The organism is Ensifer sp. EB106-05-01-XG146 (genome assembly GCF_058791875.1).
Map to the genome: position 1 here is coordinate 949,003 of NZ_JBYTDX010000003.1, position 12,118 is coordinate 961,120.

A 12,118-nucleotide genomic window follows, 5' to 3' on the forward strand; every position below is an offset into this window, starting at 1 on the left:
GTTGCATTTTCGGTGACTTTCGCTCCCGTCACGTTTCAAGCCTTTGATATCACAAACAAAATAGACGCAGTTGCGATCTGGCATGCTGCTTGCTGCCTCTCCTGTGCAAGAACAAACAGGAGGAAACACAATGAAAGCTCTGCGCTTTCACGCCGCCAAGGACCTACGCATTGACGATGTCGACGCTCCGCCTGCCCCTGGCCCCGGTGAGGTACTGGTGGAAAATCGTTTCTGCGGCATCTGCGGGACCGATCTGCACGAATACGCCTATGGCCCGATCTTCATCCCGAAGGAACCGCATCCCTTCACGGGTGCTCATGGACCGCAGATCCTCGGCCATGAATTCGGCGGCGTCGTGAAGGCGATCGGCGAAGGGGTTAGCCATGTGAAGCCGGGCGACAGGGTCTCCGTCCAGCCGCTGATCATGCCGCGCCGCGGAGACTATTATGCCGACCGTGGTCTGTTTCACCTGAGCGCCAACCTGGCACTGGCCGGCCTATCCTGGCACTCCGGCGGAATGGCGGAAGCGGCGCTGCTCAACGACTACAATGTCCAGCCCATTCCCGATGCGCTATCCGACGAAGAAGCCGCGCTGATAGAGCCGACCGCAGTCGCCGTATATGCGTGCGATCGCGGCAGCGTCACCGCCGGCAACAGCGTGCTGGTCACGGGCGCAGGACCGATCGGCATTCTCGTTGCCATGGCAGCGCGGGCGGCCGGCGCGTCGAAGATTTTTCTCTCCGATCTCAACGAGACGCGGCTTTCACTGGCGAAGGAAGCACTCCGCGAGGTCCGCACCATCAATCCCAAGATCGAAAAGGTCAGCGATGTTGTCCAGGCCGAAACCGAGGGCGGCGTTGGCTGCGATGTCGCCATCGAATGCGTCGGCAACGAACATGCGCTCAAGAACTGCGCGAGCGCAGTGCGCAAGCAGGGCGTCGTCGTGCAGACCGGCCTTCATCCAGGCGAGAACCCGCTGAACTGGTTTGACGTGACCTTCAAGGACATCGATATCCGCGGTTCCTGGGCCTATCCGACCCACTACTGGCCGCGCGTGGCGCGCCTGATCGCGAGCGGCCAAATACCGGCTCGCCGCATCGTCACCAAACATGTCTCACTGAGCGAAGCTGTTTCGGCAGGGTTCGACCAGTTGCTCGATCCCGCCGGTACGCACCTGAAAATACTGATCGACCTCAAGCGTTAGGCCGGTCCCCATTGCGGGACGGTTGAGGAGCCGTTCCGTTTGTCATCACAGAGCAGGAGGATAAAGGATGCTCGAGAAGACCCCCACCACCCGCGTTCAGGCACAGCTTGATGCCCTTGGCGCTGCACTCGAAACCGGCCGTATCGACGATGCGGTCAACCTCTTTGCAGAGGAATGCTACTGGCGCGACCTCGTCGCCTTCACCTGGAACCTCAAGACTGTCGAAGGCCGGGACGAGGTGCGCGACATGCTTCAGGCACAGCTTGCCTCTGCAAAACCCTCCAACTGGCGCGTCGCCGCCGGCGAAGAAGCAACCGAGGCGGATGGCGTGCTTGAAAGCTGGATCTCGTTCGAGACTGCGACGGGACGCGGCTACGGCCTCGTGCGCATCAAGAACGGCCTGATCTGGACGCTGCTGACGGCACTGGCCGAACTCAAGGGCCACGAGGAGAAATCCGGCTTTACCCGGCCACTTGGCGCCAAGCACGGCCAGAATGTCGGCACGAAAACCTGGAAGGAGGAGCGCGAGCACGAGGAGCGCACGCTCGGCTATGAGACGCAACCCTATGTCGTGATCATCGGCGGCGGACAGGGCGGCATTGCGCTCGGGGCCCGGCTTCGCCAACTTGGCGTGCCCACCATCATCCTCGAAAAGAACGACCGGCCAGGCGACAGCTGGCGCAAGCGCTACAAGTCGCTCTGCCTGCATGACCCCGTCTGGTACGACCACCTGCCCTACATCGATTTCCCGAAGAACTGGCCGGTCTTCGCACCGAAGGACAAGATTGGCGACTGGCTGGAATTCTATACCAAGGTGATGGAGCTGAACTACTGGACACGCTCCACCGCCAAATCGGCAAAATGGGACGAAGCCGCGAAGGAATGGACCATCGTCGTTGACCGCGACGGTGAGGAAGTGGTGTTGCGGCCAAAGCAGCTCGTCTTTGCGACCGGCATGTCTGGCAAGGCCAACATTCCGAATTTCAACGGCCGTGAGCGCTTTGTTGGTGACCAGCATCATTCCTCGCAGCACCCGGGGCCGGATGGCTACAAGGGCAAGAAGGTCGTTGTGATCGGTTCCAACAATTCGGCCCACGACATCTGTGCCGCGCTGTACGAGGCGGGCGTCGACGTCACGATGATCCAGCGCTCGACGACCCATATCGTCAAGTCCGACACGCTGATGGATATCGGCCTCGGTGGGCTTTATTCGGAACAGGCGCTGGCCAACGGCGTAACGACGGGCAAGGCGGATCTCATCTTTGCGTCGCTTCCCTACCGGATCATGCACGAGTTCCAGATCCCGCTTTACGACAAGATGCGCGAGCGCGACGCCGATTTCTACGCGGCGCTGGAAAAGGCGGGCTTCCAACTCGATTGGGGCGCGGATGGCTCAGGTCTCTTCATGAAGTACCTGCGCCGCGGGTCCGGATACTACATCGATATCGGCGCGTCGCAGCTGATCATCGACGGCAAGGTGAAGCTTGCCGCAGGACAGGTGGAAGAGATCACCGAAACCTCGATAAAACTGGCTGACGGCAAGGAGATCCCGGCCGACGTCATCGTCTATGCGACGGGCTACGGCTCGATGAATGGCTGGGTCGCCGATCTCATCGACCAGGAGACAGCCGACAGGGTCGGCAAGGTCTGGGGACTTGGCTCCGATACGCCGAAGGACCCCGGCCCCTGGGAGGGCGAGCAGCGCAACATGTGGAAGCCCACGCAACAGGATGCCCTGTGGTTCCATGGTGGTAACTTGCACCAATCGCGCCATTATTCGCAGTACCTGTCACTGCAACTGAAGGCACGATTGGAGGGTATTCAGACGCCGGTTTACGGTCTGCAAAGCGTCCATCACAAGCGCTGAACCATTTAAGAGGCAGAGGGAGCTTGAGCGCCCTCTGCCTGTCGGTCGTGTCCGCGTGCAGGCACCCCAGTGCGGCTGTGTGCCATGCGGACATAGCCAGGAGATTGACGCTGAGCCCGCACTTAATCCTCGTCCGAGACTTGCCAGACCCTCCGGTCCGAACATTAGAGACATCACCTAGCTGGAACCCTGGCCATCGGGTTAGGGCGCATCTGCGGAGACAATCAAGACTGACAGGAACCAGTAGCAGCGAGGAGCGTTAATGCAACGGATCCTTCATGTCGTCTTCAGGTTGGGTCTAACGCGAGCCCCACACGCTTCGGGCCCCTAAAGTCGCCTTCGGGGCCATTGTACCGGGTGTGGCCGGTTGCACCCTTGTCTTAAGCCAGGAGCCCCCATGCGCATCGCCTTCCTTGTCAACGCGATCGAAACCGAAAGGCCGTCCTATACGACAACATCCTTGGCGCTTGCTGCGCTTGCTCGTGGCCATGAGGTCCTCTACATCACGCCGGGTGACTTCATACTTGGGCCCGACGACGCATTGATGATCCGGGCGGCACATCTTGGCGACGCACGCCCCAAGAAGTCCGAAACTCTGCTACGCGCTTTGATCGCGCCCGAACAGCAAAGAGCCCTTGTCAATGTTGAAGAGGTGGATGTTCTGTTCTTACGGAACGATCCGTCGCTGGATGCCGATACTCGCCCCTGGGCCGCGCATGCGGGTGCAAATTTTGGTCGGCTTGCCGCAGAAAGAGGCACGATCGTCGTCAACGACCCATGTGGTCTGGCCTTGGCGCAAGACAAGCTTTACTTCCAGGATTTCCCGGCCATCGTTCGTCCGACCACTTTGATTTCCAAGGACATCGAGGAGATCAGGGCGTTTATCGACGATCATTCAGACGGCGTAATCATCAAACCGCTACAGGGATCTGGCGGCAAGAACGTTTTTCGGGTCGGAAGCAGCACCGAATCCAACCTCAATCAAATCATCGATGCGGTGGGTGAGGTCGGCTATCTCATTGCGCAATGTTACCTTCCTAAGGCGTCGGAAGGAGATACCAGATTGTTTCTCATGAACGGGCGACCTTTGCAGCGCGGCGACGTCTACGCTGCGTTCAGGCGCGTTCCCGCGAAGGGAGACGTGCGCTCCAATATTCACGCGCGTGGGACGCCAAAACGGGCGCATGTGACAAAGGAAATGCTGGCGATCGCCGAGACCTTACGCCCGAAGCTTGTCGAAGATGGCATGTTCCTGGTCGGCCTCGACATCGTCGGCGACAAGCTGCTTGAGATAAACGTGTTCACGCCCGGTGGTCTCCAGACCATTCGTGAACTCTACGACGTCGACTTCTGCGAGGACATCCTCGAGTCGCTGGAGAACAAAATTGCGACCAGGAAGACGTATCAAGGAGCGTTGAACAACCGGATCTTGTCGACCCACTAGGACTTTGCCGAAGAACTCTGGGCACAAGGTCGCTAGCAAATTGGTGCTTTAAAAAAGATCTTTCCAAGGATTCGGAACCGATGGCGCTGTCCTCGGTTTCTCCTGCATACGCGATAGGAGAAGAAGGCGATGGCCAAAGACGACGATCTAAAAGCCGGCTTTACCGGCACACCCGAAGAACCTCTCGCTGGCGTTCGCAAAGCTGCGCAGACAGCCACCGAAGCAGTGAAGAGAGAGACGAGCGCTGTCGCGACTGCCGCAGCAGATCATCCTCACACCGCGACCACTCTCGGATTGCTGATCGGCGCCCTCGCCTTTACCATCGGCTACGTCGTGGGACGGTCATCGGTCGATACCGGGCGGGGATACTGGCGATAGATCCGCCAGCCGGCGAAGCTGATGTTCGCCGGCGCCTCTCAAATCACGATAACTCCCTCGTTACCATGAATTTAGGCGCCGCTAATATCTATTGACTATAGCGTGCACTATGCAAGGCTGAAAGCTCTTGATTGTGTCGTGACGCTGTAGGGTTTCTTCATGTTCTTGGTCCGCACCGATCTCGATGTCGCCATCACACGATGGCGCGAGATCATCTTGACTTCCTTGCCGTGGGACCAACTTGGCGGCTACGTTGCGTTGCGCAAGCATGATTTGACAATCGAACTTCACAACCTCGATGAGGATAGCGATCTGCTCGTCTTTGCCACCGATGGCGAAGTTCTGGCCAGCCGGTTCCGTTCAGCTTATCCCTTTGTGGTGACATACGGGAGGAATCCCGGCTACCCGCTGGAATACCTGGTCTGGCTTTCATTCCACATGCAAGCGAACTTCGATCGGTTGGGTGTCCTGGAGATGAGCGCGACTTACGAGGACGAAGAGGGCGACATCGAAAGCATGTCTGCCATGGCGATGGGCTTCTCGCGTCAGGCCGACCTTGACGACTTTATAGCGCGGTTCGACGGCAAGGACCTGAGCCAGGATTTGTTGTTCGGCTATGACGCTTATCTATTGGAGGTGGGAGAGAAGATCGGCTAAGGCATCCTTCCCCAAGGAATATCTCGCTCCCGCCCCTCGACTGAAGCTCATCTCGCTGAACCAGCGCCGGCCACTCGATTTTCTAGCGTGCCTGACGGTGAGCGTTCGACGGCGTCGGTTCCAGCGACTTCTGCTCGGCCGATCCGCCAGTCTCCTCCCATCCAAACACACTGCGACCGCCCCATTCGGGCGAGTGGCGAAACTCTCCGGCAACAATTTCCTTGAGGTCCGGGCCGGTGGCGTATCTTTCGAGCTGCCGTGCCTGGTCGTCAAGGCGCTTCAGCGCCTCCAGTTCCTCGCCAAGTCCGAGCCGCGCTTTCGTCACGGCCGATCGCATGACCGCGATCGTGTGGTCGTACACCTTGAGGGGCACGGGAAACGGATGGCGGTCCTTGCCACCGTGCGCAAGCGAAAACCGCGCCGGATCGGCGAAACGGCAAGGCGCGCCATGAACGACTTCAGCCACCATCGCGAGCGCGTTGACCGTACGGGCACCGACGCCCGGAACCATCAAAAGCTGCTCGAAATCTTCCGGCCCGCGATCGGCAGCCGCAGAAAGTGTCGCATGCAGCCGTCGCATGTTGACGTTTTCATCCCGTACGTCGTGATGTGCCGGCATCACGAGATGTGGGAGCAACGGCTGATCGGCCTCCTTCGGTTTACCCTTTGGATCCAGAGCGACGACTTCCCGGACAATTCGGTCAGGCCCAAGCGATGCCAAAAGCTCAAGCTGCCCGTGGCGTGATGCGGCAGCCCGTCTGTCTGCGAGATTGACGATTTCCCCCTGACCTTTTCCCTCGATCGCCGCATGGGGAGCGTCGACGAAGCTGGAAACGCCCTCCGACAACCAATGATAGCGCCGGGCCTGGCGTTTATCGCCGTTCATGCCTTGCTGTACCACCACCCATTTGCCATCGTCAGCGACGATGAAACCGTGCAGGTAGAGGTCGAAGCCGTCCTGGACCGCGGCACTATCGACCTTTGCAACAAGCCGGCTGGTGGCCGCAAGGCCGGCACCATCGATGCCGACGCGGTTGCCGATGGCGATCAGTTCGTCTGGCGTCTGCCGCGAATGTCGTCCGCGACCGCCGCAGACGCTTATCCCGAGATCCCGCGAACGAGGAGCGAGACCGCGCTTGAGAGCGCCGATGACGCTGGTGGTGATGCCTGATGAGTGCCAATCCATGCCCATGACGCAGCCGAAGGACTGGAACCAGAAAGGATGGGCCAGACGGCGCAGAAACTCGTCACGGCCGTATTCGATGACGATGGCTTCGGCGATGATCGTCCCGAGCTTCGTCATGCGATCGCCGAGCCACGGGGGAACCCTGCCGCCATGAAGAGGGAGATCTGCACTTCCAGCTCGCTGAACCATTCGTGTCTTATAGGCCGCTTACAGGCATTGTGACAGGGGAAAGTTCTTCAAACGTTCCTACCGCCGGGAACAAGTCGCAACCCTTGCTGTTTTGTGGTTGGAATGTTGCGAGGCGCCGTTGCGCCTCACGATGAGATGGGCCAATCCCTGCGGAGGCCTTCCAATGCAAAACCGTTTCCCGTGTGCGGCAGTCGTCATCCTCCTAACCGCAGCTTTACTGGCGGGTTGCGCCAACGTCTCAGCCAGGCAGACAGCGAGCAACACCGGCAAGGTTGGATACGGTTCGGATCCGGTTCTGCCAAAACCACGCCCAACCGTGATCCCGACGGTCAACATCGCCGATGCGACCGGGTGGCGGGGCGGAGAACATCCACTCGCTGCCAAAGGATTGAAGGTCAACGCCTTTGCGACGAATTTTGACCATCCGCGCTGGCTGCGCGTCCTTCCCAACGGTGACGTTCTGGTGGCCGAAAGCAATGCTCCGGCCAAACACGACGAGGGCTTCAGCCTGAAGAAGGTCTTCATGAGCGCGGCCATGAAGCGCGCTGGCGCCACCACACCAAGCGCAAACAGGATCACGCTGCTTCGCGACACCGATGGCGACGGGGTGGCCGACCTGCGGACCACGTTCGCCGAAGGTCTCAACTCGCCTTTCGGCATGACGCTGTCGCGGGGCAAGCTCTATGTCGCCAACACCGACGCTCTCGTCGCCTTCCCCTATTCGAACGGACAGACCCGGATCACGGCGCCGCCGCAAAAGATCGCGGATCTACCGCCCGGCGATCTCAATCACCATTGGACCAAGGATGTGATCGCAAGCCCGGACGGCCGCAAGCTCTACGTTACGGTCGGCTCCAACAGCAATGTTGCCGAAAACGGCATGGCCGTCGAACGGCACCGTGCAGCCGTGCTCGAGATCGACAAGGCAAGCGGCCACATGCGCCCCTTCGCCTCGGGCCTGCGCAATCCCAACGGGCTCTCCTGGAACCCTCAGAATGGAAAGCTGTGGGTCGCGGTCAACGAACGCGACGAACTCGGTGACGATCTCGTCCCGGACTACATGACATCCGTGCGCGATGGCGCCTTCTATGGCTGGCCCTACAGCTACTTCGGCCAGAACGTCGACACCCGCGTCAGGCCGCAGCGTCCTGACCTCGTCGCAAGGGCCATCAAGCCCGACTACGCGCTGGGCGCCCACACGGCATCATTGGGACTGGTGTTCTCGAGGGGCTCGTCGCTCGGCCCCACCTATTCGAACGGCGCATTCGTTGGACAGCATGGCTCCTGGAACCGAAGCGTACCCAGCGGCTACAAGGTCATCTTCGTCCCGTTTTTGAATGGCAAGCCCAGCGGCCGGCCAAAAGATGTCCTCACCGGGTTCGTCGGCAAAGGCGGCAGCGCCATGGGGCGCCCGGCCGGCGTGGCAATCGATAAGACGGGTAGTTTGCTGGTTGCCGACGATGTCGGCAATGTCGTGTGGCGTGTCAGCAGAGAATGACCTTTTGCCTGTTTCAAAAGCGATCAATGTGCATTTGGTCGTCCCGCGTCGGCAATCGCCCGATGAGAACGGGATGCCGCGCGCCGGCGCTCTTGAGTTCGGGCCTGTTTCCTGGAAACCCGCAATTCCTCCAGATCTGGAAGCCACCAGCCGCTTCGATGATGGGGACCGGTGCGTGCCGGCCATACAGAGATCAATTCCGACAGTGTTGCGGGCCGCCAGGAGGCCCAGACAAACTCCATCAGGCTATTGTTCATGAATGGATACGAGCAGGAGAAAGTTCGAGGGACAATCTCCTGTGAAATCCCGATGAATATTACGACGCCGTAAGTTTCAGTGGAGACGGCACGCCCGAGCTGTGGTGGAAAAACCGCAGGAACAGGGTATCGCCGTCTTCTCCGTTCGACGCTGCGACTTCTCGCTTCCAGTTCCTCGGCGGACCCCCGCGACGCAAGTCGGCGTTGCTTTCGTGCATCCGGTTCATTGCGGCGGGCGGCCGCTTCGATCACAGGCCACCGTTTCCGCAATTCCTCGTAGGAGCGGAACGGAACATGCCACGTCCTGGAATTGTCATCCCAATGCGCCCACGGCACCTGTCGCAATTCCTCAACGATGGTGCGGGAGAAAGGTGTCCGCAGGCAAAGGTCATCGCCTGCCTCCAGATACGGACTGCCGATGGGATCGAAGTCGTAAGCGTCCCTGCCCTTTGATTCACCGAACGGATCTCGTTCCGACAATTGGCCGTCCATCCATCTGGTAAACCGGCGGTCGGCAGTCTTGCCCGGAATAAACCAATTGCGCCTATCATCGCTCCATCTGGCCCGGGGAAAAGCCCGTCGAAACTCTCCCAGCATGGTTCGGTCGTAGGGAAACGAAATATACGCACCGGGGCGATTTGATGGCTCACCCGACATTGCTTCGCGAACCCCTCCTCGTTCCGACACATTTTCCCGTCTCACTCAACGAATAGGCTTGGCCCGCTGTTCCCCGATTGCGCAAAAAAACGAGAGCCGAACGGCTTTTTTCGATGCTGTAAACCGAGGCGCGAAGTCCACATCGCGCCCAATGGCGGACATCGAACCGCGTTCGGATGAGGTGGGCCGAAGCAAATCCCGGTGAGAGGATGAGCGGACTACGCCGCAAAGGCGTGCACGCCCGCGCGGACTGTCTCCGGGTCGCGGTTTTCGACGCCGTACAGAATGTCGAGAAGCGGAAAGGTCATTCGATAAAAACCCATACGATCCCTTGCCGCCGTGTCTGGGGAAAAGTGCGCGAGCACCAGGTCGACGAACGGGTCACCAAGCCCTGCCGCGAGGCTCGCAAAATCGTAAGCTGGGTCGCCGGGGCCGCAGCCGGAGAAATCGATGACGCCTGAAAGTCTGCCGCGATCGACGAGAATGTTTCCGGTCCCAAAATCCCCGTGAATAAGGCACTGCGGAAGCGCGTCGCAGGTCGCTAAAAAGTCGGAAAAGCGCTTCCGCAGACCGGTAACGACATCAGGCGAAAGCAGAGGAAAGGCCACTGCTTCGCATTGCGCCAAAAGGCCATTCCACTCGGATGAAGACGCCTCGGCAGGCTCGGCCTCCACGCTGTCGATGGGGAGCGAATGCAGAGCCTTTAGAAAGGCGGCAAGATCCGCGGCCAAAACCCTCTGTGCGCCTATCCTCAGGCCGGTCAGGTCCGAAAGCGGTTCGCCCAAGATCTTGGCGTGCAGCGAGACGAATTGGCCGTCGATGCGGCGCACCTCAAGATCAGGTACCGGCACCGGGAGAAGCGGCCGCACCGCGCGAAGCGCCGCGGCTTCGCGCACCAGGTCGCGTTCAGCGCCGCAATGACGCGGCAATCGAAGGATCCTGCCGTCAAGCTCGTAGGCCACCGAGTTCTGCCCCGAGCCGATCAGGACAGCCGCAGGCTCGGATGGCAAGCCAAGTTCCGCAACGATCCTCTGAAGGGGCATCGCATCGGTACCGCCACGAGTGGCGTCGACTTCCCTCTCAACGGAGGCGGTCGCGATTGGCTCTAGGGATAGATCCTTCACTGCGTTCGTCCTTTGCAATCCCACCCGGCAGGCCCTGGCCGCACGTCTGAATTCTGTAGCCGCTATTCTTCGCGATGACGGCCCGGATAAGACCGACACCGAGACGAAGTCCATGGCCGACGGGCTGGCTGAAATACTACGCCCGCTAAAGGGGGGTGTTGGGCTCGTGCTCCTGGCACCTGCGCAACCGCCCCCTCACAAAGTATCGAGGCCCATTCTTCGGCCGGCTTCGATTGGGGCCATGCGTGACGGCAAGCGAAACGCTCAAGGGATGGAACGGCATTCGTTCCCTCACCCTCGACCATATCTCATTGGTTGTATCGTTAGCAATTTATCGCAAGCAATGCGAACGCATGGCAGCGATATCCAATTGCGAAACGGACGAAAAAACTGCACCGCCAGTTCAAAGCCCTTCCGCAGCCGTTCTTGATTTGAGACCGATGGTCACGATCGCCACAAGCGCGGCCACCGCGTTGGCGCCTCCGCTGATCGCAATGGCCGGGAAGTAACTGTGGCTGGCGTCGTAGATAAAGCCGGCGAGGCTCGGGCCGATCAGCGTGCCGATTGCGACGCTCGTGTAAAGAAGCCCGATGATCCCGCCCACATTGCGGCGGCCGAAATGATCGGCAACCACGGCCGGCAGCACCGCGACCCAGCCACCGTAGAACAATCCGAACAACAGAGCGAAGGCAACAAGGGCCAAAAGCCCGGTCGCAGAGGCCCAAACCGCAAGCGACACGGCGATGCCCGCGTACATTGCCGCCAGGAAAGTGTCGCGACCCAAACGATCGGCAAGCCCCCCAAGGCAGAAGCGCCCCGCAGTGCTCCCAACGCCGATCGCGCTCAGGAGGAGGACGCCGACCGTCGGAGCGATCTGGTGATCGACTGCAAACGGGACGAGATGAACAAAGGGAACGAACACGCCGACTGCACTCAACAGGCATGCGACATACATGCCGACAAATTGCCGAGTCCGTATCGCATCCTTGACCGAAACGCCCTCCTTTGCCGCCGAATTCACGACGCCCGGTTCGACGAAGACTCCGTCCGGCCGAAGACCACGTCGCCCCGGATCGTTTTCGAGCAGCAATGCGGCGCCTATGCCGAAGGCCGCGGCCGCTCCACCGAGCACCAGATAGGCCTCTCTCCAGCCCAAAGCGGCGATCAACCAAGTCGCCAGCGGCGGCATGACAAGCGTGCCCAAGCCGATACCGCTGACCGCAAGACCCGATGCCAGGCCACGTCGCGCGACGAACCAGCGCTGAACGGCCCCAAGGGCCGGCACATAGGCACATCCCACGCCCAGACCTATTCCGAGCCCATAGGCGGCATAGACCTCGGCGATGGTGCGCGCCTGGCCCGCCAAGGCAAGGCCGAAGCCGACAAGCACCATGCCGACAAGGCAAAGCGATCTTGCTCCGAACCGATCCGCAAGGGGACCGGAAATCACGCCCAGGGCGAAGTACAAAAACCCTGCCAAAGAAAAAACAAGCGAAACGGAGCCACGCGATGCCCCGAGATCCTGCTGCAATACCTCGATGAAGGCGCTGAAGGTATAGGCGCTACCAAAACCTACGAATGTCAGCGTAAACGTCGCGGCGACGACGACCCATCCGTAGAAGATGCCTTGGCGCTGGCGGTGAGCGTTCATGATCGT

At 60.1% G+C, this 12,118-nt stretch carries 10 protein-coding genes; 6 read left to right on the top strand and 4 right to left on the bottom strand.

The genetic code is table 11. The features are described 5' to 3' along the window. Positions 1 to 130: 130 nt before the first annotated feature. From AC3WVQ_RS33065 to AC3WVQ_RS33085, 5 genes are all read left to right on the top strand, one after another. Positions 131 to 1,204 (top strand): 2,3-butanediol dehydrogenase, encoded by a 1,074-nt coding sequence (locus AC3WVQ_RS33065; protein WP_029742884.1) that lies wholly within the window; start codon positions 131 to 133, stop codon positions 1,202 to 1,204. Positions 1,205 to 1,271: 67 nt separating this feature from the next. After that, entirely contained in the window at positions 1,272 to 3,071 is a 1,800-nt protein-coding gene (locus tag AC3WVQ_RS33070; RefSeq protein WP_029742885.1) for an NAD(P)/FAD-dependent oxidoreductase, read from the top strand. A 397-nt stretch (positions 3,072 to 3,468) separates the two neighbouring features. Beyond that, positions 3,469 to 4,515, top strand: a complete 1,047-nt coding sequence (locus AC3WVQ_RS33075; RefSeq protein ID WP_029742886.1) for a glutathione synthetase — start codon at positions 3,469 to 3,471, stop codon at positions 4,513 to 4,515. A 129-nt stretch (positions 4,516 to 4,644) separates the two neighbouring features. After that, positions 4,645 to 4,893, top strand: coding sequence for a hypothetical protein (locus AC3WVQ_RS33080; protein ID WP_034796515.1), 249 nt, complete (start codon positions 4,645 to 4,647; stop codon positions 4,891 to 4,893). A gap of 159 nt (positions 4,894 to 5,052) precedes the next feature. Then, positions 5,053 to 5,550: a hypothetical protein gene (locus AC3WVQ_RS33085; protein ID WP_034796517.1), complete on the top strand. Its 498-nt coding sequence runs from the start codon at positions 5,053 to 5,055 to the stop codon at positions 5,548 to 5,550. An 82-nt stretch (positions 5,551 to 5,632) separates the two neighbouring features. Here AC3WVQ_RS33085 and AC3WVQ_RS33090 read toward each other — a convergent pair whose 3' ends face one another. After that, the gene (locus tag AC3WVQ_RS33090) at positions 5,633 to 6,925 is read right to left on the bottom strand and encodes a DUF763 domain-containing protein (protein ID WP_192444935.1); all 1,293 of its coding nucleotides are present in this window, start codon (positions 6,923 to 6,925) and stop codon (positions 5,633 to 5,635) included. Between the two features lie 163 nt (positions 6,926 to 7,088). Here AC3WVQ_RS33090 and AC3WVQ_RS33095 point away from each other — a divergent pair, with 163 nt between their 5' ends. Then, positions 7,089 to 8,423 (top strand): PQQ-dependent sugar dehydrogenase, encoded by a 1,335-nt coding sequence (locus AC3WVQ_RS33095; RefSeq protein WP_192444937.1) that lies wholly within the window; start codon positions 7,089 to 7,091, stop codon positions 8,421 to 8,423. 23 nt (positions 8,424 to 8,446) lie between these two features. Here the strand turns inward: AC3WVQ_RS33095 and AC3WVQ_RS33100 are convergent, their stop codons facing one another. The 3 genes from AC3WVQ_RS33100 to AC3WVQ_RS33110 form a co-directional block, all read right to left on the bottom strand. After that, positions 8,447 to 9,337: a hypothetical protein gene (locus AC3WVQ_RS33100; protein WP_192444939.1), complete on the bottom strand. Its 891-nt coding sequence runs from the start codon at positions 9,335 to 9,337 to the stop codon at positions 8,447 to 8,449. Positions 9,338 to 9,555: 218 nt separating this feature from the next. Further along, entirely contained in the window at positions 9,556 to 10,575 is a 1,020-nt protein-coding gene (locus AC3WVQ_RS33105; protein WP_110819257.1) for a phosphotransferase family protein, read from the bottom strand. A 289-nt stretch (positions 10,576 to 10,864) separates the two neighbouring features. Further along, positions 10,865 to 12,112 (bottom strand): MFS transporter, encoded by a 1,248-nt coding sequence (locus tag AC3WVQ_RS33110; RefSeq protein ID WP_060580741.1) that lies wholly within the window; start codon positions 12,110 to 12,112, stop codon positions 10,865 to 10,867. Between the last annotated feature and the right edge of the window lie 6 nt (positions 12,113 to 12,118).